This is a genomic window from Betaproteobacteria bacterium, from assembly GCA_016720925.1.
GTDB lineage: Bacteria > Pseudomonadota > Gammaproteobacteria > Burkholderiales > Usitatibacteraceae > UKL13-2.
Genome location: JADKJR010000003.1, coordinates 154,345 through 177,403 on the forward strand (window position 1 = coordinate 154,345; position 23,059 = coordinate 177,403).

The window sequence follows — 23,059 nt, forward strand, 5'->3', positions numbered from 1 at the left end:
GGCGTGGCCTGGAAAGAACGAAATTATCGTACACCAAAGCGATTTGTTGCTCTAGCAGCCTGTCGGAATTAAGGGAGATCGGCTACTACGCATTCAATTTCTCGACCAGGCTGCGGAGTTTGTCGGGGTCGTCGGCCTTGAGAATTTTGGCGACGGCTGGTTCAATGTCGGCCACGCTCGACATCAGTACCCGTTGCTTTACGGTCAGCACGTTGGCCGGGTGCATGGAAAAGTCACGCAGCCCGAAACCGAGCAGCATTCGCGTCATATTCACGTCGCCCGCCATCTCGCCGCACACCGCCACCGGTACATTGGCCGCATTCGCCTGACGAATCACGCTGGATACCAACTGCAGCACCGCCGGGTGCAGCGGATCGTAGAGATGCGCCACGCTATCGTCGGTACGATCGATCGCCAGCGTGTACTGGATCAAATCGTTGGTGCCGATCGACAGAAAAACCAGATGCCGCAGGAACATCGGCAACGCGATTGCGGCGGCGGGTATCTCAATCATCCCGCCCACCAGAATCTTGTCGGCGAACTTGCGGCCCTCGTCCCTGAGCTGTTCCTTCGCGCGCGCGATGGCGGCCAGGGTTTGCTTGATTTCGTTATAGCCCGCCAGCATCGGAATGAGGATGCGCACATCGCCATGGCGGGCAGCGCGCAAAATGGCGCGCAGCTGGGTGTTGAACAGCAGCGGATCCGCCAGGCAATAGCGGATCGCCCGCAATCCCAGCGCGGAGTGCGAGGATGCCTGATCGGGACCGTTTGCCGTTTTGTCCGCGCCCAGGTCGAGGGTACGAATGACGACCGGCTTGCCTTTCAAGCCTTCCGCCACCGCCTTGTAAGCCTCGAACTGTTCGTCTTCCGTGGGCAGATCCTTGCGGTTCATGAACAGGAACTCGCTGCGGAACAGTCCCACACCGGTGGCGCCTGAATGTTTGACGGCATCGAGATCGATAGGCAATTCGATATTCGCGTGCAACTCGATATGCACGCCATCGAGCGTTTCGGCCGACGCGGTCTTGATGCGCGAGAGTTTCTGGCGTTCAAGTTTCCACTGGTGCTGCTTCAGCCGGTATTCGGATAACACGGTCTCGTCCGGGTCGACGATGACTACGCCCTGGGTGCCATCGACGATGATGACTTCGTCTTCCCGGAGCAATTCGCGCGAGGTATGCAGCGCCACGATGGCGGGAATGGCCAGGCTGCGCGCCAAAATCGCCGTATGAGAGGTCGCGCCGCCGACGTCGGTGACAAACGCCGCGACTTTATGATCCTTGAAGAGAATAACGTCCGCCGGCGAAAGATCGTGCGCGACCAGGATCGTATCCTCGGCGCGCTCGCGCAGCTTTTCAGGCACCGCGCTGTCTTGCCCGCCAAGCGCGGCAATCACCCGCTCCGCCACCTGGCGCACATCGGTTTTGCGCTCGCGCAGGTATTCGTCCTGCACATCGGCAAAGTGCGCGAGCAATTCATCGAGCTGCAGTTTCAGCGCCCACTCGGCGTTGCATGATTCGCGCCGGATGATCTCGCGCGGCACGTCGCTGAAAGACGGGTCCTGCAGAATCATGCGGTGCACCGTGACGAACGCCGCCATGTCCGCGCTGGCGTCGCCCTTGTGGGTGGTATTGACGTCGGTTTCAAGCCAATCGAGTTCCGTGCGTACCTGCTTCACGGCCTTGTCGAAACGCTTCACTTCCTTCGCGATGAATTCTTCGGGAATTTGATAGTGATCGACCTCCAGCGACGCGCTGGTGACGAGATGCGCGTGGCCAATGGCGATGCCGCCGGACACGCCCAGGCCATGGATGGTGAAGCTCACGCCGCCGCCCTGAGGGACCGGGGCGCTAATGCAAAAGTCAAGCACTGGCGGGGTGTTTCAGCCATTTGTGCCATGGAAAGCGCTCCAGTGCTTGACTTTGGCATCGAGGCCACGCTACTCGCCTTCGCCGAACTTGTCGTCGATCAGATTCACCACCGCAGCCATTGCTTCAACTTCATCGGTGCCGCTGACTTCCAGCCCGACCTTGGTTCCCTTGGCGGCGGCCAGCATCATCACGCCCATGATCGACTTCGCGTTCACGCGGCGCCCGGCTTTCATGATGAACACTGCACTTTGAAATTGCCCGGCCGTTTGCGTGAGCTTGGCGGACGCACGCGCGTGCAAGCCGAGTTTATTGATGATCTCGATTTCACGCGTCAGCATGACGATTTGTCCGTGTTGCCGCAGGGCATGCGAATCATGCCTTCCTGCGCGCCACTGAGGGCCTTTTCAATCAGTACATCCATCGGTTGATCGCGATAGGAAAGCGCCTTGATCAGCATTGGCATGTTGACCCCGGACACGCCGAGAACGCGGCCCGGCTCCAGCAGCTTGCAGGCGATGTTGGAAGGCGTCGCGCCAAAAATGTCTGTGAGCACCAGCACGCCGGCGCCCTGATCGAGAAACCGCACCAGATCGCGGCCTTGCGGGAGGATGGCGTCCGGCTCATCGTGCATGGTGACGCCAAGCTGCCGCAAATAAAGGGGGCGTTTGCCCATGACGTGGCTGGCACAGTGAATCAAACTTTCGCCCAGCGTGCCGTGGGCGACAATAAGAAGACCGATCATTGTCGAGAACCAGAATGCGATAACCGCATTTTAGCCCGGATACTCCACCACGACGGAGTATGGGGCAGCCAGCTACGCGGCCACCGCCTGCGGTTTAGGTTCCGGCGCGCAAGTGCGCTCCACCGGAAACAGAATGGAAAACTGCGTGCCATGCCGTTCCACATCCTGTGTGCTTTGCACGTCCAGACGCGCACCGTGGCGGATCAGGACATGTTTCACGATCGCCAGTCCCAGCCCGGTACCGCCGGTCGCCTGCGAGCGGCCGCGATCGACGCGGTAGAAGCGCTCCGTCAAGCGCGGCAGATGTTCAGGCGCAATACCATCACCGTTATCGCGGACACGGAACGTCGGCGATCCCGCTTCCGCTTTCCAGATGACCTCGATGTGTCCGGCTTCAGGCGTATAGCGCACGGCATTGCTGATGAGATTGCTGAAGGCGCTGGCGATCTCATCACGGTTACCCAGTAGCCAGTCAGGCGCGATGTCGCTGGTGATCCGGTGGCGGGCGGCGGAAAGCTGCGCGGCATCCACGAGAAGTGAGGCGATCAGCTCAGGCACGTTGATGGGCGCCTGTGACGGCCGGTGACTGTTATCTTCCAGGCGCGAAAGCGTGAGCAGATCCTCCACCAGCCGCTGCATGCGCAACGCCTGCGTGGTCATGTGCGCCAGTGATTTTTCCAGAACCTCGGGATTGCCGGCGCCCACATTGCTGATGGTTTCGAGGAACCCCACCATTACCGTGATGGGCGTGCGTAATTCGTGCGAAACATTGGCGACGAAATCGCGGCGCATGGTTTCCAGGCGTTCGCGCTCGCTGATGTCGCGCGACAGCAGCAACATCTGATCCTCGCCAAAGGGAATCAATTGAACCGTGAGTGAAATCTCTTTTGGCACACCCGCGACATCCTTGCGATTTACCTTCAGCGACAGCGGTTCACCATAGTTGCGTTGATTGAGATAATCGATGAATTCCGGATAGCGGATGAAATACGTTACGTTCTGCATGCGGTCATGGGCAATCGAAATGCCCCAGTGCGATTCCGCCACGGGATTGAGCCAGACGATGTTGTTCTGGTCATCGAGCATCAGCGCGCCGTCCGGCAGTGCGGTGGCCGCCTGCTGGAACCGCGAAAGTGCGTCGGACAGCGATTGATGGCTGACGCGTTCCTGTTTGATCAGGCGATAGAGCTTGCCCAGCACATCGCCCCACATGCCATTCGCGTCGGGCAGGGTCGCGGCCTGCGGATTGTTCAGCCAGTGAAACAACTGGGCAAGCTTCCAGGCGTAATATGAAAACGCCAGCAATACCACCGCCGCCACGACCGCAAGCGCGGCCGTTGTGCCGCCGATCAGCGCCGCAATGCCACCGGCCACCAGCGCGATTGTCGCCACTCGCAGGACGATGATCAGGAAAGATTTATGGGCGGGGGACAACATGCTTGCCATGTTACGCCGTCAGAAGGCTTTCACAAACGTGCCGTGCCGCTATCAATCCTTCGCGAACCGGTAACCACTGCCGCGCACGGTATGAATGAAATCATCGTGCTGCGACGGCGTCAGCGCGGACCGCAGCCGGCGAATGTGAACATCCACGGTGCGTTCTTCGATAAACACGTGATCGCCCCAGACGAAATCCAGCAACTGGGTGCGGCTGTAGACGCGTTCGAGATGGGTCAGAAAAAAATGCAGCAGCCGAAATTCGGTCGGCCCCATCGATAGCGTTTCGCCATGGCCACTCACCTTGTGCGAGGCCGGATCCAATCGCAGGCCATGGTATTCGATCACGTCTTGCGTAAGCTCGGGCGCGCGCCGCCGCAGGACCGCCTTGATACGCGCTTCGAGTTCCTTGACGGAGAACGGCTTGGTAATGTAATCGTCGGCGCCGCTTTCGAGGCCTTTCAGCTTGTCTTCTTCCTCGCCCCGCGCGGTGAGCAGGATGATGGGCAGCGACTTGGTGCGCGAATCGCCACGCAATCGCCGCGCCAGATCCACGCCGCTCATGCCCGGCAGCATCCAGTCCAGCAAGGCCAGGTCCGGCAGCTCGTGCTGGATGCCCTTCAGCGCATCTTCCGCATTGTCGTGGGTCAGTACACGATAGCCCGCCATCTGCAGGTTGATCTGGATAAGTTCCTGGATCGCGGGTTCGTCTTCGACGACGAGAATCGTGGGGTTCATGGCGGGCTCAAGGTGAATGTGGACGCTTCCGTGGAATCAGGGAGGCGGCGGCATGTCAGCATCATATTTCAGGATTGTGAAGGTTATATGACACCCCATCACAATCCAGCCGGGGGGTAAGAGTAAAATACCCGGCTCCCCCTCATCGCGATCGCAAACATGGCCGGCCTTACCCCGCAATCTCCCCGCCCCACCGAGATCAAGCTGCACCAGAAATCGCGCGAACTCGAAGTCGCGTTCGATGACAATCGGCAGTTTCGTTTCAGTTGCGAGTATCTGCGCGTGTATTCGCCCTCCGCGGAAGTGCGCGGACATGGTCCGGGGCAGGAAGTGCTGCAAATCGGCAAGAAGAACGTGCAGATTTCCGCCATCGAGCCGGTCGGGACGTATGCCGTGACGCTGGTGTTTTCCGATGGTCACAATACCGGCATCTATTCGTGGGACTATTTGCACGACCTCGGTGTAAAGCAGGACGAATACTGGAAGACTTATCTCGCGCGCATGCAAGCGCCGCCGCTTCCCGCGAGTGAACGAATAACGCACCATGCCCACAGACGTCCTGGCTTTTTTCGATACTTACCGCGATGCATTCAATCGGCTGGATGGCCGCGCGGTGTCGGCGCATTATGACCAGCCGGCGATGATCATTCACGCGGGTGGCAATGGCGTGTTCGCCGATGAAGCGGCACTTGATGCCAACAACATTGCGTTGTGTGAACAGTATCAAAAGAGCGGTTTTTTGCATGCCGATTTTGAAGAACGCGCGTACCTGCCGCAGGGAGAAGATTTCTGTATCGTCGATCTGACGTGGAACATAGAGCGTCGCAATCAGGCGCCGCAGCAGTTCAATACCGCATACTCGCTGGCAAAGCGCAATGGAACATGGAAAGTGGCGGCAGTTACCGCCTACGAAGAACGCCGACCGTGGAGCGAACATGGATAGCGCAACAGAAAAGACATCGAAACAAGCCGCGGACAAAACCACCCACTTCGGCTTCCAGGAAGTACGCGAGGAAGAAAAAGCCTCGCGCGTGCGGGACGTGTTCAAGTCGGTCGCGCCTTCTTATGACTTGATGAACGACCTGATGTCCGGCGGCATGCACCGCCTGTGGAAGAAATTCGCGGTGGATCTGGCGAATGTGCGGCCCGGTGAAAAGGTGCTGGACGTCGCGTCGGGCTCGGGTGATCTGGCGCTGGCGTTTGCCCGGGCCGCCGGCCCGAAAGGCCAGGTCTGGCAAACCGATATCAACGAAGCGATGCTGAGAGTCGGCCGCGACCGCCTGATCAATGCGGGACTGATGTTGCCGGGCGCGCTGTGCGACGCCGAAAAATTACCGTTCGCGAATGACTCCTTCAATCTGGTGACGGTCGCGTTCGGTTTGCGCAACATGACGCACAAAGATCAGGCGCTCGCGGAAATGACGCGGGTGCTGAAACCCGGCGGCCGCCTGCTGGTGGTGGAGTTTTCGCAGGTTCATCCATCGCTGCGTAAAGCCTACGACGTCTATTCGTTCAACTTGCTGCCGTTCCTCGGCAAATACGTCGCCAAAGACGAAGCCAGTTACCAATATCTTGCCGAATCGATCCGCATGCACCCCGATCAGGAAACGCTGAAACGCATGATGGAAACCGCCGGCCTGTCGCGGGTCGAGTATTTCAACCTCACGGCTGGTGTGGTGGCTGTACACAAAGGGGTCAAGCTATGAAGCGCCTGATCGTGTTCAGCGCATTGGGCACATTGCTGCTGTCCGCGTCGCTCGCGGGTGCGCAATCGGCCGCGAAGCCGGTTATCCTCAAGCCCGGCAAGCCCCATGAAAAGTGCATGGTTCTCGATTCCGCGCAAAAGATCGAGTACCGCTTTGAATCCAGCGCCAAGGTAAATTTCAACCTGCATTACAACAAAGGTGATGCGATGTACTTCCCGGTAAAGCTCGATCGCACCAAAGGGGAATCCGGTTTGTACGAAGCCAAATCGCGCGAAAAATATTGCCTGGTGTGGGAAAACCGTACCGATGCCGACGTCGAACTGAATTACTCGTACAAAGTGGGCAAATGAGCTGGTAAGAAAGTTGGCTCACAAGTGGTGTAAATTGCCGTTTCGTCCCCATTTGCTGACATTGTTCCGTGTTTCCTTTTGCAACATCCGCACCTTATCCGCACCGAAAGTTGAGGCTTCCATGAAATCCCTTGCGATCAGCATCCTTATTGCATTCACGTCGACCATTCTGTTTGTGGCTGACGCCGACGCCCGGCCGCTGGGTGGAAAAAGATCCATTGGCATGAAGCGCGACGCCGCGCAACAGACTCCCGCGACGCCTCCATCGCAGAATGCCGTGGCCCCCGCCAAATCGGCCGCCCCCGCCGCGACGCCGGCAACGCCGGCCGCCGCACCTTCCGGCATGAGCAAGTGGCTCGGCCCGCTGGCGGGCCTGGCGGCAGGCGGATTGCTCGCATCCATGTTCATGGGCGGCGGCGGATTCGGCGGCATCAAGATGTTCGATATCCTCCTGTTCGCCGGGCTCGCCTTCGGTGCCTTCATGATCTGGCGTGCGATGTCGCGCCGCAAGGCTGCTGAGGGCGGCGCTGGCGCGAACACCATGCAATATGCCGGCACGGGTGCCGCGCCGGCCACCGCGCCTGCATACACACCGCCGAGCGCAGGCTTTCCCGCATCGTCCGGTTCAGTGGTCACACCGGAAATCGGCAGCCGCCTCGCCGATGGCCATGCCTCGGTCGCGACCATCGAAGCCGCTACCGTCGCACCGCGCATCCCCGCAGATTTTGAAATTGAGCCGTTCCTGCGCCAGGGTCGCGTTGCCTTCACGCGCCTGCAAGCCGCCAACGATGCGCGCGACTTGAACGACATCCGCGATTTCACCACGCCCGAAATGTACGCCGAACTCGCGATGCAGATCCAGGAACGCGGCAATGTCGCGCAGCGCACCGAAATCGTCACGATGGACGCGAAGCTGCTGGAAGTCGTCACCGAAGGTACAAAGATGATCGCCAGCGTGCGATTCACCGGCACCTTCCGCGATACGCAAGGCCCGGTCGAATCGCTCGATGAAGTCTGGCATGTCACCAAGCGGCTCGATGATCCGCAATCGACCTGGCTGTTGGCTGGTATCCAGCAAGTCGAGTAGTGTGATTTGAGCGTGTGAATTGAACGTCGCCACCGCGCTGAATTATCCGCTCGTCAAGTTGTTCAATCGCGTGCTGTCGGATTACCCGATGGCGCGCGAACAACTGGCCGCACACGCCGGCAAAGTCGTGGCGGCCAGCGTCGGGCCTATCGACAGCCGCGTGCGCGTGACAGCGGACGGCGCGACCGAGATGATCGGCGAGGGCGCCGATATCCAACCCGATGTCTCCTTCCAAATCCCGCTCTCGTTACTCCCGCGACTCGCGCAAAAGGAAGAAGCCGCCTTCCGCGAAGTCGTGTTCACCGGCGACAGCGAATTCGCCGCGCTGCTCGCCAGTCTCGCCCGTGAAGTCGAATGGGATATCGAGGAAGACTTGAGCAAATGGATCGGCGACATCGCCGCGCACCGCGTCGTCGATACCGTCAAGCGCACGCATGAATGGCGGTTGGATGCCACACAGCGATTCACCGAAAACGTGGCCGAGTATCTCACCGAAGAAAAACGCGTGTTCATGACCAGGCATGATCTGGAAACGCTGGCGCGTGCCAATGAAACGCTGCGCGATGATGTCGCGCGGCTTGAAGCGCGCGTCGCCAATCTGGTGGCCAAAGCTACCGCGCCGTAACACGAAGATCGCCATTCGGCGCGCCTTTCAGGGCATTTTTGCTTTGAACGCCGCGCCAGTGCTGGACTTCCGCATCGGCAATTGCTCGAATCCTCAAATCACCGTCATTCCCGCATAGGCGGGAATCCAATTTCGTCGCGATACGCTAACTCAGGAAACCTTGGATTCCCGCCGGCGCGGGAATGACGTTTTTTTAAACGTTCACTATCGACGCGTGCGTTTGTCGTCACGCAGCGCCCTCTTGAACCCCGATGCTAGACTGACGCACCACCGCGCTCACAAAGGAACATATATGCACTATGTCTGGATGGTCATCATCGGCCTGATCGTCGGCGTCATCGCCAAATTTTTTCACCCCGGCAAGGACAACATGGGCTTTTTGCTGACGCGTGATCGGTATTGCCGGCTCATTGCTCGCAACTTTTCTTGGCGGGCTGGTTGGTTTCTATAAGGAAGGCGAAAGCGCAGGATTCATCATGTCGGTGATCGGCGCGGTGGTGCTGCTGGTCATCTACGGCATGGTGGCGAAGAAGCCTGGTGGCAGTGAAGGCGGATCGTAATCGGCTACACACATCGTCCCGCGCCTTGCCAATGCCGCGACCCGCGCATGATTGAACTCGCACCCACCATCGTCATCCGATCCGGGTATGTCTTCTCCTTCTGAACCCGACGAACCAACTCCCGGCACGGTGCCGACCTGGCACCGCCGCGTCCTGCGCACCCTCGTCACCATTCCCCTCGCGCTGTGGATCTTTCTCGAAGAGTGGGTGTGGGATGAAATCCTCGCCTTCATGGCGTGGCTGGGCAAGCTGCCGCCGATCCACTGGGCCGAGACGCAGATCGCGAAATTGCCGCCCTATGCCGCGTTGATCGCGTTTGTCATTCCCGGCGCCATCCTGCTGCCGTTCAAACTCGCCGCGTTCTGGCTGATCGCGCACGGTCACGGCGTGTACGGCCTGTGGGTATTCGTGATCGCGAAAGTCATTGGCACCGCGTTCCTCGCGCGCATTTTTTCACTGACCAAACCGGCGCTGCTCACCATCGGCTGGTTCAACCGCGCGTATCTCGCGATCACCGGCTGGAAAGAACGGCTATACGCCTACGTGCGCGCGCTGCCTGCGTATCAGCGCATTCGCGAACTGGCGCGGGCGATGAAGGTTGCGATCAAGGCAAAATGGCGGGAGATGTTTGGCGGGGCGGGGTAGCAGTCGGCTTACGCATTTGCTGTTGCTCGCACCGAAGCGCCAAAAGCGTGCACCATTTCCCTCTATCTTCTGCCCCCCTTGCATTTGATGCAAAGATGTTAAAATGATGCATTAACATCAAACAGCCAAAATTCTATGCGCACCACTCTTAGCATCGATGACGATGTGCTCAATGCGGCCAAACATGAGGCGCTGCGAAGAAACGCGTCCCTAAGCGAGGTCGCCACCGATCTGATCCGTGCCGGTTTGCGTGCGGGAACCGACGTTTCGGCACGGCCGGCAGCGACCATCGGGCGCCCGCCATTCTTCCGCCCCGTGATGAAATCATTACTCCCGAGCATGTTCGAAAGCTGATGGAACAGGAAAGCATGAGCGCATGCGCCATTTACTGACATAAATGTCTGGATTGCATTGTTCGACGATGCGCACACGCACTCAGTGCGCGCCAATGCTTTCATCGGCAAGCGTGGCATCAAGATAGCGACCTGTCCGTTGGTGGAGAACGGGGTCATTCGCGTGCTGAACCTGCCGAACTACGCCATGCGCGGCGCCGTCGGCATTGACCAGGTTCGACAGCAACTAAAGCACGCGACCACCGAACTTGACCACGAATTCTGGCCAGACGATGTCTCCATGCTCGATGACAAACGCATCGACTTCAGCAAGATCTTCGGGCACAGCCAGATATCCGATGTCTATCTACTGGCGCTTGCGGTTGCGCATCGTGGGGCGCTTGTCACGTTCGATCAGCACATCGCCTTGACGGCGGTGAAGGGCGCAACGGATAAACATCTTGCTGTTCTGCGATGATCGTAGGCAAAAGGCAAGACTTGACCCCATTCGCCACATTCGGCTTGCCGCGAGGTTCTTCATTGTGCCTCGGGACGTGGCCCGTACCGAGATAAGGCGCGCCCGTTCAACTTATGCTTACGGTATTGCCATGGAAACCCGGCCCTTTATACTTGCTTCGCAAGATGGCGCTCAAGTTGTTCCTCGATCTGGAGCAGACGCATCACCGGAGATTTCAGCTCGGCACCAGCGACTGCCGCCAAGTCTCTTAGCTCTTCGAGGCAATCCTGGAATCGCTTGTTCACCACCAAATCTAGCTTTACTCCGTACTTGCCTTCGATCACCTTGGACACTTGCTCCAAGTGGCCCATTTGGTCATACACCGGGTTTGATCGTCGTTTGACAATCGGACTCCAAAGCATGAAATGGTGTTCGTAGTCCTTGAATCGTGCTCGCGCGTACTCGATGTCCTTGGAGAACTTCTCGGTTAGCTTCTGAATATTGTTCGGCCGCTTCTCCTTCGTATACTGCAGCCCCGTTGAAAGGTGAATCGCGACTTCGCAAACGTAGAGCTTGGGGCCGGCTAGACTGATGCCGACCACATCAATCTCTCCCTGCACCTCAACTGTGTACAGGTGCTGTTGTACAAACTCACTTGAGTTTGTGCTGAAGATGCAGAAACGAGTTCTTCGCCGATGTTCATATTTGAGAATTCAAAGGGTCCGCGTGAATTGTCTTTCGCAATGCTCGACTATTTCAAAACTATTCATCTTGACCCTTTTAGCTCTCCCTTGCGGCACTTCGCCTGCGAGCGGGAGTAAGACGGCTGCTCGAATAGTCGGCAGATCACGTCTCAGCGGAACCCACTAAGGTTCGAGGGCGCACTGGGTGGCCGCACATAAAAAAAGCGGGGCGAGTCCTATTTCAATAATTTTCAACTGTTCGTCACTGTTTACGCATCAGCAGTAAGAACACCAGCGACACTGTGGCCACATAGTCTCAATATTTCTCCGATGGCTGCAACATTTGTCTGGATTGTTGACTATTTCCAGCAATTGAATGAACCACCTGAGTTGGTTTCATTGGCGCCATTTGCGGACTTGTACGCAAACAAGAAAATGAAGGCTACGTTGGATCATCTCGAAAGTTGTTGATTTCCGCGTAAATCGCTACCAATTCTGAAGGGTTTTTCACCAAAACGAGGCCACATGAATCAACTACCCTGCTTATTTTTTAGGCGGGGAGAACTGAGGAGTGATTACAGTGGCCATGTTAGCCAAAGTCAGGCGGATGTTTTATCGGGAGCGCCTGCCCAAGCGAGAGATCGCGAGAAGAACAGGTCTTGCCGCAGCACCATTGATCGGTGGGGATCAGCGTCCTGATGTACTGGAGCCGAAGTACCCGGGCCGTCGCGTGGAGACCAAGCTCGATGCCTATGCCGAAACGTTGTCTGGCTGGCTGAAGAGCACTCAACATCGCGGCAAGCGCGACCGGCGGACGGCGCACTCAATGTACCAGGAGCTCACGGCGATGGGTTATCGCGGCGGCTATGGCCGTGTCGCCGCCTACGTTCGTCGGTTTCGACAGGAGCTGTCATCGCAGGCAGTGGCCGCGCCTTTGTGCCGCTCAAGTTTCAGTGGGCGAAGCCTTCCAGTTCGACTGGAGCACCGAGTACGCCTTTGTGGGCGGCCTGCGTCGACGGCTGGATCTGGCCCACACCAAGCTCTGTGCGAGCCGTGCTTCTGGCTCACCGCCTATCCCACCCAGACCCCAAGATGCTGTTCGACGCCCATGCCCGCGCCTTCGCCGCCCTGGCGGCATCCCCACGCGTGGCATCTACGACAACATGAAGACGGCGTTGGATAGGCCGGTCGCGGGCAAGGCGGACCATCAACGCACGCTTCGAGGCCATGGCCTCCATTACCTGTTCGAACCCGGTTCTGCAATGTCGCTCGGGCTGGGAGAAAGGGATCGTGGAGAAGAACCTGATCGCGAGCAACATCTGGCGCGAGGCGATGGAAACCCGCTGGACGGATCTTGAGTCGCCCAACGAATGGCTCGGCAACAATGCCGGATGGTGTGGACGGAGACGAAGCATCCGAGTGGCCGGAAACAGTCAGGCCGGAACTGCTGCAGGACGAGTTGCCCAAGCTAATGCCCCCCCAAAGCCTTTCGATGGTTACGTCGAGCATCCCCACGCGTATCGTCGACTGGGTTGATTCATCTGGAGCAACCGCTGGCGTGCCAACCGAACATGCGCACCGCATCGTCAGTGTGCGGGTCCACCATCGCCACCATCGACATCGTCGTCGATGACGTGAAGGTGGCCAGCCACGTCCGCTCGTTTGACGTGACCAGACATTCTATGACTGGCGCCATTATCGATCCGGTCGTCCAGAAGCCGGGGCGCTCCGTAACGGCGCGCCCTTCAATGCCATGCCGGAAACCGCTGCGCCTGCTGCAACACCGTTGATCCATCGGCCGGGCGGGTGACCGGGTGATGACAGGTGCTCGCCCCGTTCCCGTGCATGGCCTGATTCCATCCTTGCCGCCACCGAGGCAGCTGGCTGTCGGCAAGCCCAGTGCCGAGCATGTGCTGTACCTCCTGGCGCAATTGAAGGGACCAGGCGGCCCAGGCCCCAATGGTGGAAACGGCCTGACGCTCACCGAAGAACCCAAGGCTGACGTCGATCGCTAGACCATGCGCCTGACCCCGGCGATTCAATCGGTATTGCTCGCAAGCCGGTATTGGCGTCGCTGATGATGAATGGAGGCGCGCATGTCCGCTGAGATCATCGCCGAACTGAAGCAACTGAAGCTCAATGGCATGGCCTCCTGCTATCCAGAACTGGTGGCGAAGTCCGCCACCGATTCAAACCAGTTCATGAAACAACGCCGAGAGGCGAGCGGATGGTGCCTTGGGTGGTCACCAGATGGGCGTGGGTTCCGGCACGGCTTACTTCAGTCGAAGTGCAACGCACCAGCTACGTTTGGAAGAAGTGTGCCCGCCATCCAAGGGTGGGTTCTTTCACGTGAACGGTAGCGCAGCTGGAAAAACAGTGCTGTTGCCCCGCCCTGCACGTTGATCTGGTGATCCTGGACGAAGTGGGCTACCTGCCGTTTAGCCAAGCGGGTGGCGCACTATTGTTCCACCTGTTGTCGAAACTCTATGAACGCACCAGCGTGATGATTCGACCAATCTGAGTTTCGGCGAGTGGAGCAGCGTGTTCGTCGATGCCAAGATGACGACGGCACTGCTCGACCGACTCACTCCCACTGCTATCGTCGAAACCGGCAACGAGTCCTGGCGGTTCAGCCTAGCTCGATGCGGCAGGATCAAAAACGCAAGGCCAACACCAAAGCGAAAGGCTAAGCCAATTCGGCCAACGACTTATCCACAGCGTAGTCCCCTATGCCAAAATAGGGTGGCCTCGTTTTAAATGAAAACCGTGGCAGCGTCCGACGTTGAAATCAACACGAAAGTGCTTTTCCGACACTTTGACAAGCTCTCTTTGACGCATGCTAACCAACGGGTGTCAGTATGCAAGGCGCAGCCCGGTTATTTTGGCCCCGCTGCTTCTGACGCGAAGCAGAAGAAAAAAACTACTGTTTCACGAGCTTGGTTGACTTTTGGGATTTGGATAACGACTATGCATAAATGTCACAACTTCATTGATAAGAGATTTAGCATTGGCGTCAAGTAGTCTCACTCGCTCAATCAATGGCCAGCCGGCGTTAACCCAGCCGAGCTGGTCCATCCATCCATTGGGAATTCCCAATTTAGTTTCAATAATCCGTGCTTCGTCACCTCTCATGTAGCGCTTATTAAGTAGAGCACTAATATGCTGCTGGGTGAGATGAGATGTTTTTAGCTGGCGGCCAACTTCGGTTTCGGTACCGTAATTGCTAACTATGAAGCTTAGATTTTTCCGGCGGATTTGTGAAATTGTCATGGACACCCTCAATTAGATTGATCTGTAAACACAGCGCGTCAGATGTAGAAACGATTCATTTTCTTCAATTTACCCAATGCAGCATATCGTAGATCGTCAATTGGCGAGCCTCACCGACTGAAAGCGTCCGGAACGCCTCGCCAGTGCTTACGTTTGATTTCAATCGCGGCGGGTCGTGTCCGACCGAATGATCGCAACATGTACCAGCGAAAATCCCTCCCGGCCTTCCTTTAGAAAAGGTAGGAGTTAACTGTGGGAATCGACGGCTACCCACACATCCCCACCCACCCGCACGCGCTGCAAAAATCGCAGCCATCCTTGCGAATCACCGTGTGATTGCCGCATTCGCGACAGAGCTTGCCCTTCATCAGCCGCGGCTCCTCGCGCTGCCGCGGTGCTTCCAGGATGCCCATGTCGCGAATCGGATAGCCGTCCTTGTCCAGTACGCCGAGCATCATGTAGCGATGGATCAACAGTCGCGCGACGTAGGCGACGGTGGAGGGCCAGTTCTGCTGGCGGCGTTCGCCGGGGACGAAAGCCATGAAATCGCCCAGCGGTTCGGCGTAGTTGAGAAGCTTGCGCAATTTCATGCCGATCCATGCCGGGTCCATCACCCGCATGTCCAGCGAAAGGATGCGCGAGAGGCCGTCGAGCGCGCGCGGATAGTGGCCGGACAGCCAAAGCGAATACGGCCGTGTCACCCCGTCGGGCAGGGTGATTTCTTTCAAGCCCACGACAAATTCATCGCCGGCGGCGGGATTCACCACATCAACGGTCCACGACAGCGTGCCATCTGAACCGGTACGCGGCTCATCGACGCTGAACATGGCATCGATCACCGAGGTGCCGCCGGCATCGTCGAACACATGCAGCCGGTCGCAGCGATAGCGGATGATCTGCGCGATAGCCGAGACCACGCTCGGCATGCGCCGCGTCTCACCGCTGGGCGGGAAGCGCATGTCGAAGGCTTCTTCGCCGACGGTGCGGGTCATGGCATCGAGCTTCAACGCGAGCCAGCCGCGATCGTTGGTGCGCATGTCCATCGATAGCGTCTTGGCCACCGCGCCGAGACCGCGCGGCTGCTCGGTGCCGTTCACCCAGACCTCAAACGGAAATGCTTTTCCATTCTCGGCAATGTGGCCGACGAACAAGGCAAAGCGCCCTTGCGGGGACTCGATCATGTAGGTCCAGGCGTCGTTGCCGTCGGGCAGTTCGGGACGGCCGGGCCAGCGCAGCGAGGCGAGCACCGGCGCGGGCAATGTATCCAGCAACAGGCGCGTATTGTGGCTGAGCGTGGGGGCCTCGGGCTGGCGCGTGGGTGTTGATTGCGCCGGTTCGACCGACAGCACCGAACCCAGCACGCTATTCGGCCGGTAGGTAGCGAGGCCCTTGAGCTGCGATTTCCAGGCGTTGAAATAGAGGCTCTCGAAATCGGCGTACGGATAATCCTCCGGGACATTCACCGTCTTGGATATGCTGGTGTCGATGTACGGCGCGACGGCCGCGACCATTTGCAGATGCGCGTCGGCGGAGATGTTCAGCGCCGTGACAAAGTAGTCGGGCAAATTGCTTACGTCGCCACCCTGATGCCGGTAAAGGCGCCACGCGTGATCCTCGACCGCATATTCCTTGTGCATGCCGTCGGCGGTGCGTTTCTTGCGCGTATAGGTGTACGAGAACGGCGGCTCGATGCCGTTCGAGGCGTTGTCGGCGAACGCCAGCGAAATCGTGCCGGTCGGCGCGATCGACAGCAGGTGCGAATTGCGGATGCCGTGTTCGCGTATCGACTTGCGCAGCGCATCGGGCAGGCGCGAGGCGAAATTGCCACCGGAGAGATACAGGTCGGCGTTGAACAACGGAAACGCACCGCGCTCTTTCGCGAGCGCCGTCGAGGCGGCATAGGCCGCATCGCGCAGGCAGGCGGAAATCTTTCCGGCCATATCGCGGGCCGGCTGCGCGTCGTAGCGCAGCGTCAGCATCGCCAGCGCATCGCCGAGTCCGGTGAAACCGAGACCGATACGGCGCTTGGCGTTGGCTTCGGCCTGCTGCGCGGGCAGCGGCCATTGCGTGACGTCGAGAACATTATCGAGCATTCGTACGGCGACGGCCACGACTTCGCCGAAGTCCCCGAAATCGAACGCAGCACCGGTCGAAAACGGCGCACTGACAAAATGCGTGAGATCGATCGAGCCAAGGCAACAACAGCCGTACGGCGGAAGTGGCTGTTCGCCGCAATTGTGAACGTACAAGCCGTTGGCGTCGAACGCGTGCACGTCCGCGACGGTGACGTCATAGACGGCTTCGTCACCACCGATTTCAATGGCTTCGACCGTATCCGTAAACCGGCTGCGATTCAGCGCACGGCGGAAATTCTTCAGACTCACGTCGAGGCGCCGCGCTTTGTCGGTGTCCGCAAAGCCAATGCGCTCGGAAAATATGGCGATGTCGGCGCCGGCAATCACCAGCTCGTGGTTGGCCTGTGTCGGATAGTGCTGGTGGCCACCACGCCCGTTTGGCAGGAGTTGGGTTCCTGCGGGCCGACGCTCCTGATAGATTGTCGAGTCGATTCCAAGCCGCAGCAGCATGCGTTGAACGGCTTGCAGCGTGTCGAGGCTTGATTGGCTGAGCCGCACGCTAACGCCCTTTTCCTGGCTGCCCTGAATCGATCCATCGGCATCGAACAGGCCGCGCAGAAAGCCCACGTAGAAGTTACTCGACGTGCGCTCGATGGCGGGCGTCAGCGTCTTCGCACCCGGCGCCATGCCGAGCTCAAGCGCCAGATCGCGCACGGCGGCGGTAACGAGACGCCACTCATTGCGGCCCGCGACGTGCATCCAGCCATCGAAATCGCGGCGGTGCGGAAGTGTGCGCGCAGCGGCCTCCGCGTTCGCCATGATGCCATCTGCACCGGTCGTGCAGCAGGCACTATCCGTGCCGTTCATTTGCCGGGCACTTCCCCAGACACTGAGTACCGCTTTGTCGGTTTTTAATGTGCCATCGCCGAGCAGCAGGCCGATCAGATAGCCTTCGGCTTCAGTCTTCTGCCCCGCCCATGCGGCCAACGCACGATGGTTGTTAAGGACGACGCTATCGCCGCATTTCAATTCTCCGGCGGCGACCCACTCGAATTCCTGGATCCAGCGGGTCTGCTTCGCCACGCGGCGTACGAGGTGATTCGCCGTCAATCGGAGCTGCCGGCCTTGGCGCGTCGTCAAACGAAGTACGGGCTTCGTTCCAGTCGGGAAGAAACCCGCGCGGGTGGTCGGATAGGGCTTGCCATCGACGACCGCGTCGAAGGGTTTGCCGATCAGTTCCGCGACTTGCCGCGCGCCCGTTGTGGTCATGACCCAGGTGTCGGCGGTGACGCATGGATTGGTCGCCGCAATCGTTTCGCAGTAATTGAGATTGTTGTCGCGATTGATGCGATCCAGAAACAGGATGCCCGGCTCGGCGTGATCGTAGGTCGAACCCATGATCTGTGCCCACAGTTCGCGAGCGGGTGGCTTGCGATAGACCCACAGCCCATCGTCGCGCTGGTACCCGCCGGCGCTGCTGCCAACGCCGACAATATCCGGTGCCGGCTGGGCGCGATGCACCAGTTCAATGGCGGTGTCGTTCTCCACGGCTTGCATGAAGGCATCCGTGACGCCCACCGAAATATTGAAATTGGTGAGCCCGCCCTTGTCCTTGGCGTGGATGAATGCCTCGATGTCAGGGTGATCGCAACGCAGCACGCCCATCTGTGCGCCGCGCCGGGCACCCGCTGATTCCACGGTCTCGCAGGAGCGGTCGAACACTTTCATGTACGACACCGGCCCGCTGGCGCGCGATTGGGTGCCACGCACCATCGCGCCTTCCGGACGGATCGCCGAAAAGTCATAGCCGACGCCGCCGCCTCGCCGCATGGTCTCGGCCGCCTCCGCCAGCGCAGTGTAGATACCCGGGCAGCCATCGACCACCTCGGTGATCGAGTCGCCGACAGGTTGGACGAAGCAATTGATCAGTGTTGCCGTCAGCGGCGTGCCCGCTGCGGAATTGATGCGGCCGGCAGGAATGAAGCCGCGCTCCTGGGCACGCAGGAATTGCTGCTCCCAGTGCGCGCGGCGCTCGACCGGTTCGTTGGCCGCGAGCGCGCGTGCGACGCGGAGTTGTACGTCGCGTATCGACGTTTCCTGATCCTTGGCGTATTTTTCCAGCAGCACTTCACGGGAAATGGCTTGCGGTGGCAGGGGAGCGGCAGTCGCCATGCCTGGCGCGGTTTTGTGCGTGTTGATTGTTTTCATGGGTGTCCGGGTGAGGAATGCAAATTCTGAACTGTTTGGACCGTTCGGGGAGGAAATCATTCTCGGGCATCCGGCTCCGCCGGGGTTGATCGCCATCAACCGCAGGGCGATTTTCCGGGCGAATCATGCACGCGAGTGTGGCGGTGAAGGCACGCGCCAAGGTAGAATTCACCCCTTCATGCGCTTCTTTCGCCTCCTCAAAATCCTCTCCGTCGTCGTACGTTACGGTCTCGATGAATTCCTGCCGAAGGGATTCGTCCGTTCGCTGATCGGAGGCGTATTTTTTTGGCGCGGATTCACTGAAGCGCGCGGCGTGCGCTTGCGCAAGGGGCTCGAAGAGCTCGGGCCGATTTTTGTCAAGTTCGGACAGTTGCTGTCGACGCGACCCGATCTGGTGCCGACGGATATCACCCAGGAACTGACGGCACTACAGGATAACGTCCCGCCGTTTTCCAGGGAAGAAGTGACGGCGATCCTGAACCGCCTCTACGGCGACAGCACCAGTACCGGTTATCACGACGTGTTCAGCGAGTTTGACCTGACACCGGTGGCGAGTGCGTCGGTCGCGCAGGTGCACTTCGCGACCATCGGGCGCGGTAAATTGGCCGGCCGCGAAGTCGCCGTCAAGATCGTGCGTCCGGGTATTGGCGAAACCATCGCCCGCGACGTGGCGCTGCTGTATGTATTGGCGGACCTGGTTGAAGTCGTGTTTGAGGATGGCAAGCGTCTCAGGCCGCGTGAAGTGGTGGACGAGTTTGACAAAACCATCCATGACGAACTCGACATGGTGCGCGAGGCCGCCAATGCGTCGGCACTCAAACGCAATTTTGCCGACGGCCGCCTGCTATATGTTCCCGAGGTGTATTTCGATTACACCCATCGCGAAGTGCTGGTGCTGGAGCGCATGGACTTCATTCCGGTCAACGACCTGGAACAGTTGAAGGCGCACAACATCGATGCGGCACGGCTGGCGGCCGACGGCGTCAAGATTTTCTTTACACAGGTGTTCCGCGACGGCTTCTTTCACGCCGACATGCACCCCGGCAATATCTTCGTGCTGAAGAACGGCGTTTATTCCGGCGTGGATTTTGGCATCATGGGCACGCTCTCCGACGCGGACAAGGATTATCTCGCGCGTAATTTCGCTGCTTTCTTCAGCCGCGATTACAAGGCCGTCGCGGTGGCGCACATCGAGGCCGGCTGGGTGCCGAAGGATACGCGCGTCGATGAATTCGAGGGCGCGATCCGAGCTGTATGTGAGCCAATTTTCGACAAGCCGCTGAACGAAATCTATTTTGGTGCGGTGCTGTTGCGTTTGTTCGATGTCTCGCGCCGATTCAAGATGGAAATCCAGCCGCAATTGGTGTTGCTGCAAAAAACGCTATTGCAGATTGAGGGCTTGGGGCGGCAGCTTTACCCGGAACTCGATCTTCGGCCGGTCGCGCAGCCGATTCTGGAAAAATGGATGTCAGAACAACTGGGCTGGCGCGGCCTGGTCAAGCAATTGAAGAAAGAGGGTCCGCAATGGACCGGCATGTTGCCGCAATTGCCGCGCCTGATCCATCGGGCGCTGGAAAATGATCCTTCGGCGCGCCTGAAAGACATTGAAGCAGCCGTCAATCGCCTGAATCGCACGCAACGATTCCAGTCCAACGTGCTGCTGGCACTGCTGATCATGATCACCATGGTGGCGGGCATGTACGTGTATCTGCTGTTCGGGGTTTACTGAAAGACTGCGGCAGCACGCTGTTGATTTGCTAGAATTTTGGGCACTGAGGTTTTTCCCATCCGGCCAATGAGGATTTCTGAATGAACGCCCTGCTCGCGCTTGTCGTCTTGTATCTGCTGGGCACCCTGGCGATCGGCGTTTATGCCGGTACGCGAATCAAGACTTCCGCCGATTTTGCCGTGGCGGGACGCAGCCTGCCGCTGGCAATGATTATCACCACCACGTTTGCCACCTGGTTTGGCGCGGAAACCGTATTGGGCATCAGCGCCAAGTTTGTTACCGGTGGACTGAACAGCGTGGTCGAGGATCCGTTCGGCGCGTCGATGTGCCTGGTCTTCGTCGGCCTGTTCTTCGCCGCCAAGCTGTATCGAATGAACCTGCTGACCATTGGCGACTTTTACCGCAAGCGTTATGGCAAGGGCGTCGAGATATTCTGTTCGGTGGCGATCATCCTGTCGTACCTGGGCTGGGTCGCCGCGCAGATCACGGCGCTGGGGCTGGTCTTCAATGTCGTCTCCGACGGCGCGATCAGCACCGAAGCCGGGATGGTCATCGGCACGCTGTCGGTGCTGATCTACGTGATCTTCGGCGGCATGCTGGCAGTAGCGTGGACCGACTTTATCCAGATGATCGTGCTGATCATTGGACTGTCGTACATCGCCTATATTTCGAGCGGCATGGCCGGTGGCGCCGACAAGGTGCTGGCGCTGGCACAGTCAAACGACTGGTTCCGGATGATGCCGGCGGCGAATTTCAAGGACGTGGTATTTTTCTTCGCGGCCGCCATCACCATGATGCTGGGCTCCATCCCGCAGCAGGACGTGTTCCAGCGCGTGATGTCAGCGCGGGACGCCAAGACCGCGTCGCGCGGCGCGGTGATTGGCGGGCTCGCCTATCTCGCATTTGCATTCGTGCCCATGTTCATCGTTGCCTGCGCCGTATTGATCATGCCTGCCGAGACCAAGGAATTTCTCGCCAATGACCCGCAAAAAATCCTGCCGACCCTGATCCTCACGCAGATGCCCTTCTGGGCAAAGGTTGTTTTCTTCGGCGCGCTGCTATCGGCCATCAAGTCCTGTGCGTCCGCCACATTGCTGGCGCCGTCGACGAGTTTTGTCGAGAACATTTACAAGCACCTGCGTCCGGGCCTGACCGACAAGCAGGAGCTGTATGCCTTTCGCGTGACCCTGTTTTTCTTCACCTGCTGCGTGCTGGGTTATGCCATCGCGATGAAAGGCACGCAGATTTACGAAATGGTGTCTGGCGCCTATCAAGTCACACTGGTCGGCGCGTTCATTCCCCTGGTTTGCGGCCTGTACTGGAAACGCGCGACGCGCCAGGGTGCGATCGCGTCCATCGTGTTTGGCATTTTTACGTGGCTGGTGTTTCTCGTGTTCAAGCAACTCGGCGAGGCGTTTCCCGCGCAATTGGCCGGCATCATCATGGCAGCGGTGGGCATGGTGGTCGGCTCGCTGATCACCAAACCGCATGAACATCATGCCCATCCTGCGGCGGAACATCAGCGGCATCACTCGACGCCCAGCGCCACTCATCGCGCCTGATCAGGGAGAGCGGGTTCTTACCGCTCTCAACGAAAACGGCGCGGCTTAGCCAAACCCGCGCCGTTTTCCATTGCCGCATTCAACCCTCGCGCATTTGCGCGCGCTTTTTAACGTCTCGTACGGCATTTTTTGCGTTTCGTCGCTTTCCGTTTGAGCAACCGGGCGGGGAACTTTAATCTGGCGTCAATCCAATACGACATGTATTGGCCGCCAGACAAAAAAGGAGTGCACAAATGAACAACGCAATGAAAACCAGCAAAGACAATTTCCTGATGACCACCCTGATCGCCACCGGCCTTGGGATGGGAATCCTCAGCGCGGTCCTGGAAAACCAGGACACGCAAGCCGTGATGAATTCAGCCGGCCAACTCGTGCAATCGGTATCCACGCCGACCGCGATGCAACCCGTCCTGTACCGTGAAGCGGCCATTATTGTGACCGCGCCCCGCATCCAGACGACGGCCTGATCCGCACCATTTTTCGTGGCATTTCCCTAGTCGACGTCCCCTCGACTGTTTGCCCGGTCGCTGCAAGGCGACCGGGTATTTTTTTCGAATCTGAAGAAAGTCATTCGGCTGTCACCAGTTTTTCACAACTTACCGTCATCATTTGTTCCACTCCTAACAAGATTGCAGGTTTCCATCATGAGCACTGTTCGCATTTTTCAAAACTTATCAACGCGCCCTTCCTGCGGGCCGCAGAGTTCCATACTGACGCGCCTGGGCGACGCGATGAAAGCGGCATGGCAACGCGAACCAGCGAAATCCTCGGTAGCCGACCGCACACCGGCGGCATCCGGTGACGTCCCTTTGCGGGTCACGGCGAAGATTGCCGCGATTTCCACGGCAGGAAATCTGGCGTTCCTTCAACACAATACCGGCCGACCTGGCGTCCAGGGTCGCTGGAAAGCCAGCCACCGCGTGCCGATGCCGTAATACGAAAAGCGCATCCGTGAAAACGGTGACTCAATCCTTGACTTCAA

The 23,059-nt window shown here is 58.8% G+C and carries 22 protein-coding genes and 3 pseudogenes; 17 read left to right on the plus strand and 8 right to left on the minus strand.

What is annotated here, in order from left to right; all coding sequences use genetic code 11:
* Positions 1-85: 85 nt before the first annotated feature.
* From ptsP to phoB, 5 genes are all read right to left on the minus strand, one after another.
* On the minus strand, positions 86-1,825 hold the full coding sequence (gene ptsP, locus IPP88_04815; GenBank protein ID MBL0122064.1) for a phosphoenolpyruvate--protein phosphotransferase: 1,740 nt from the start codon (positions 1,823-1,825) through the stop codon (positions 86-88).
* Between the two features lie 114 nt (positions 1,826-1,939).
* Positions 1,940-2,209, minus strand: coding sequence for an HPr family phosphocarrier protein (locus IPP88_04820; protein ID MBL0122065.1), 270 nt, complete (start codon positions 2,207-2,209; stop codon positions 1,940-1,942).
* Positions 2,203-2,613 (minus strand): PTS fructose transporter subunit IIA, encoded by a 411-nt coding sequence (locus IPP88_04825; protein ID MBL0122066.1) that lies wholly within the window; start codon positions 2,611-2,613, stop codon positions 2,203-2,205. Before IPP88_04825 ends, IPP88_04820 begins: the two co-directional genes overlap by 7 nt.
* 72 nt (positions 2,614-2,685) lie before the next feature.
* Positions 2,686-4,050, minus strand: coding sequence for a phosphate regulon sensor histidine kinase PhoR (gene phoR, locus IPP88_04830; GenBank protein MBL0122067.1), 1,365 nt, complete (start codon positions 4,048-4,050; stop codon positions 2,686-2,688).
* A 51-nt stretch (positions 4,051-4,101) separates the two neighbouring features.
* Complete coding sequence (gene phoB / locus IPP88_04835; GenBank protein MBL0122068.1) at positions 4,102-4,788, minus strand: phosphate regulon transcriptional regulator PhoB; 687 nt, start codon at positions 4,786-4,788, stop codon at positions 4,102-4,104.
* A gap of 159 nt (positions 4,789-4,947) precedes the next feature.
* On the opposite strand from phoB, the gene IPP88_04840 reads away from it, so the two are divergent.
* The 10 genes and pseudogenes from IPP88_04840 to IPP88_04885 all read left to right on the plus strand — a co-directional run bounded on the left by IPP88_04840 (position 4,948) and on the right by IPP88_04885 (position 10,571).
* Complete coding sequence (locus tag IPP88_04840; GenBank protein MBL0122069.1) at positions 4,948-5,418, plus strand: DUF971 domain-containing protein; 471 nt, start codon at positions 4,948-4,950, stop codon at positions 5,416-5,418.
* Positions 5,333-5,731 carry a nuclear transport factor 2 family protein gene (locus tag IPP88_04845; GenBank protein MBL0122070.1) on the plus strand — a complete coding sequence of 133 codons (399 nt, stop codon included), beginning with the start codon at positions 5,333-5,335 and terminating at the stop codon, positions 5,729-5,731. Before IPP88_04840 ends, IPP88_04845 begins: the two co-directional genes overlap by 86 nt.
* A complete protein-coding gene (ubiE, locus tag IPP88_04850) occupies positions 5,724-6,494 on the plus strand; it encodes a bifunctional demethylmenaquinone methyltransferase/2-methoxy-6-polyprenyl-1,4-benzoquinol methylase UbiE (protein ID MBL0122071.1) in 771 nt (256 codons plus the stop codon). Before IPP88_04845 ends, ubiE begins: the two co-directional genes overlap by 8 nt.
* Positions 6,491-6,844: a hypothetical protein gene (locus IPP88_04855; protein MBL0122072.1), complete on the plus strand. Its 354-nt coding sequence runs from the start codon at positions 6,491-6,493 to the stop codon at positions 6,842-6,844. The genes ubiE and IPP88_04855 overlap by 4 nt, the downstream gene beginning before the upstream one ends.
* A gap of 121 nt (positions 6,845-6,965) precedes the next feature.
* Positions 6,966-7,931, plus strand: a complete 966-nt coding sequence (locus IPP88_04860) for a Tim44 domain-containing protein (GenBank protein ID MBL0122073.1) — start codon at positions 6,966-6,968, stop codon at positions 7,929-7,931.
* Positions 7,932-7,950: 19 nt separating this feature from the next.
* The gene (locus IPP88_04865) at positions 7,951-8,556 is read left to right on the plus strand and encodes a hypothetical protein (GenBank protein ID MBL0122074.1); all 606 of its coding nucleotides are present in this window, start codon (positions 7,951-7,953) and stop codon (positions 8,554-8,556) included.
* Positions 8,557-8,848: 292 nt separating this feature from the next.
* Positions 8,849-9,116, plus strand: a pseudogene (locus IPP88_04870) (GlsB/YeaQ/YmgE family stress response membrane protein).
* A gap of 87 nt (positions 9,117-9,203) precedes the next feature.
* Positions 9,204-9,761, plus strand: coding sequence for a hypothetical protein (locus tag IPP88_04875; GenBank protein MBL0122075.1), 558 nt, complete (start codon positions 9,204-9,206; stop codon positions 9,759-9,761).
* 135 nt (positions 9,762-9,896) lie between these two features.
* The gene (locus IPP88_04880) at positions 9,897-10,115 is read left to right on the plus strand and encodes a CopG family transcriptional regulator (GenBank protein ID MBL0122076.1); all 219 of its coding nucleotides are present in this window, start codon (positions 9,897-9,899) and stop codon (positions 10,113-10,115) included.
* A gap of 57 nt (positions 10,116-10,172) precedes the next feature.
* A complete protein-coding gene (locus tag IPP88_04885) occupies positions 10,173-10,571 on the plus strand; it encodes a VapC toxin family PIN domain ribonuclease (protein ID MBL0122077.1) in 399 nt (132 codons plus the stop codon).
* Between the two features lie 146 nt (positions 10,572-10,717).
* Here the strand turns inward: IPP88_04885 and IPP88_04890 are convergent, their stop codons facing one another.
* Positions 10,718-11,224: a hypothetical protein gene (locus IPP88_04890; GenBank protein ID MBL0122078.1), complete on the minus strand. Its 507-nt coding sequence runs from the start codon at positions 11,222-11,224 to the stop codon at positions 10,718-10,720.
* Positions 11,225-11,813: 589 nt separating this feature from the next.
* Here IPP88_04890 and IPP88_04895 point away from each other — a divergent pair.
* The 3 genes and pseudogenes from IPP88_04895 to IPP88_04905 all read left to right on the plus strand — a co-directional run bounded on the left by IPP88_04895 (position 11,814) and on the right by IPP88_04905 (position 13,990).
* Positions 11,814-13,248, plus strand: a pseudogene (locus IPP88_04895) (IS21 family transposase).
* Positions 13,249-13,329: 81 nt separating this feature from the next.
* On the plus strand, positions 13,330-13,593 hold the full coding sequence (locus IPP88_04900; protein MBL0122079.1) for a hypothetical protein: 264 nt from the start codon (positions 13,330-13,332) through the stop codon (positions 13,591-13,593).
* Positions 13,594-13,631: 38 nt separating this feature from the next.
* A pseudogene (locus tag IPP88_04905) lies at positions 13,632-13,990 on the plus strand (ATP-binding protein).
* Positions 13,991-14,161: 171 nt separating this feature from the next.
* Here IPP88_04905 and IPP88_04910 read toward each other — a convergent pair.
* Both IPP88_04910 and IPP88_04915 read right to left on the minus strand, forming a co-directional pair.
* On the minus strand, positions 14,162-14,503 hold the full coding sequence (locus IPP88_04910) for a hypothetical protein (protein ID MBL0122080.1): 342 nt from the start codon (positions 14,501-14,503) through the stop codon (positions 14,162-14,164).
* A 266-nt stretch (positions 14,504-14,769) separates the two neighbouring features.
* Positions 14,770-18,750 (minus strand): ribonucleoside-diphosphate reductase, adenosylcobalamin-dependent, encoded by a 3,981-nt coding sequence (locus IPP88_04915; protein MBL0122081.1) that lies wholly within the window; start codon positions 18,748-18,750, stop codon positions 14,770-14,772.
* 214 nt (positions 18,751-18,964) lie between these two features.
* Between IPP88_04915 and ubiB the strand changes: the two genes are divergently transcribed.
* From ubiB to IPP88_04935, 4 genes are all read left to right on the plus strand, one after another.
* Positions 18,965-20,515 (plus strand): ubiquinone biosynthesis regulatory protein kinase UbiB, encoded by a 1,551-nt coding sequence (gene ubiB, locus IPP88_04920; protein MBL0122082.1) that lies wholly within the window; start codon positions 18,965-18,967, stop codon positions 20,513-20,515.
* An 80-nt stretch (positions 20,516-20,595) separates the two neighbouring features.
* Positions 20,596-22,077, plus strand: coding sequence for a sodium:solute symporter family protein (locus IPP88_04925; protein ID MBL0122083.1), 1,482 nt, complete (start codon positions 20,596-20,598; stop codon positions 22,075-22,077).
* 233 nt (positions 22,078-22,310) lie between these two features.
* Complete coding sequence (locus IPP88_04930) at positions 22,311-22,544, plus strand: hypothetical protein (protein ID MBL0122084.1); 234 nt, start codon at positions 22,311-22,313, stop codon at positions 22,542-22,544.
* 177 nt (positions 22,545-22,721) lie between these two features.
* Positions 22,722-23,012, plus strand: a complete 291-nt coding sequence (locus IPP88_04935; protein ID MBL0122085.1) for a hypothetical protein — start codon at positions 22,722-22,724, stop codon at positions 23,010-23,012.
* Positions 23,013-23,059: the final 47 nt, after the last annotated feature.

Bases quoted from the DNA above. Each gene is read 5' to 3' on its own strand.
- IPP88_04820 (MBL0122065.1), bottom strand. From the start codon at position 2,209: ATGCTGACGCGTGAAATCGAGATCATCAATAAACTCGGCTTGCACGCG.
- IPP88_04825 (MBL0122066.1), bottom strand. From the start codon at position 2,613: ATGATCGGTCTTCTTATTGTCGCCCACGGCACGCTGGGCGAAAGTTTG.
- phoR (MBL0122067.1), bottom strand. From the start codon at position 4,050: ATGTTGTCCCCCGCCCATAAATCTTTCCTGATCATCGTCCTGCGAGTG.
- phoB (MBL0122068.1), bottom strand. From the start codon at position 4,788: ATGAACCCCACGATTCTCGTCGTCGAAGACGAACCCGCGATCCAGGAA.
- IPP88_04840 (MBL0122069.1), top strand. From the start codon at position 4,948: ATGGCCGGCCTTACCCCGCAATCTCCCCGCCCCACCGAGATCAAGCTG.
- IPP88_04845 (MBL0122070.1), top strand. From the start codon at position 5,333: ATGCCCACAGACGTCCTGGCTTTTTTCGATACTTACCGCGATGCATTC.
- ubiE (MBL0122071.1), top strand. From the start codon at position 5,724: ATGGATAGCGCAACAGAAAAGACATCGAAACAAGCCGCGGACAAAACC.
- IPP88_04855 (MBL0122072.1), top strand. From the start codon at position 6,491: ATGAAGCGCCTGATCGTGTTCAGCGCATTGGGCACATTGCTGCTGTCC.
- IPP88_04860 (MBL0122073.1), top strand. From the start codon at position 6,966: ATGAAATCCCTTGCGATCAGCATCCTTATTGCATTCACGTCGACCATT.
- IPP88_04875 (MBL0122075.1), top strand. From the start codon at position 9,204: ATGTCTTCTCCTTCTGAACCCGACGAACCAACTCCCGGCACGGTGCCG.
- IPP88_04880 (MBL0122076.1), top strand. From the start codon at position 9,897: ATGCGCACCACTCTTAGCATCGATGACGATGTGCTCAATGCGGCCAAA.
- IPP88_04900 (MBL0122079.1), top strand. From the start codon at position 13,330: ATGTCCGCTGAGATCATCGCCGAACTGAAGCAACTGAAGCTCAATGGC.
- IPP88_04910 (MBL0122080.1), bottom strand. From the start codon at position 14,503: ATGACAATTTCACAAATCCGCCGGAAAAATCTAAGCTTCATAGTTAGC.
- IPP88_04915 (MBL0122081.1), bottom strand. From the start codon at position 18,750: ATGGCGACTGCCGCTCCCCTGCCACCGCAAGCCATTTCCCGTGAAGTG.
- ubiB (MBL0122082.1), top strand. From the start codon at position 18,965: ATGCGCTTCTTTCGCCTCCTCAAAATCCTCTCCGTCGTCGTACGTTAC.
- IPP88_04925 (MBL0122083.1), top strand. From the start codon at position 20,596: ATGAACGCCCTGCTCGCGCTTGTCGTCTTGTATCTGCTGGGCACCCTG.
- IPP88_04930 (MBL0122084.1), top strand. From the start codon at position 22,311: ATGAACAACGCAATGAAAACCAGCAAAGACAATTTCCTGATGACCACC.
- IPP88_04935 (MBL0122085.1), top strand. From the start codon at position 22,722: ATGAGCACTGTTCGCATTTTTCAAAACTTATCAACGCGCCCTTCCTGC.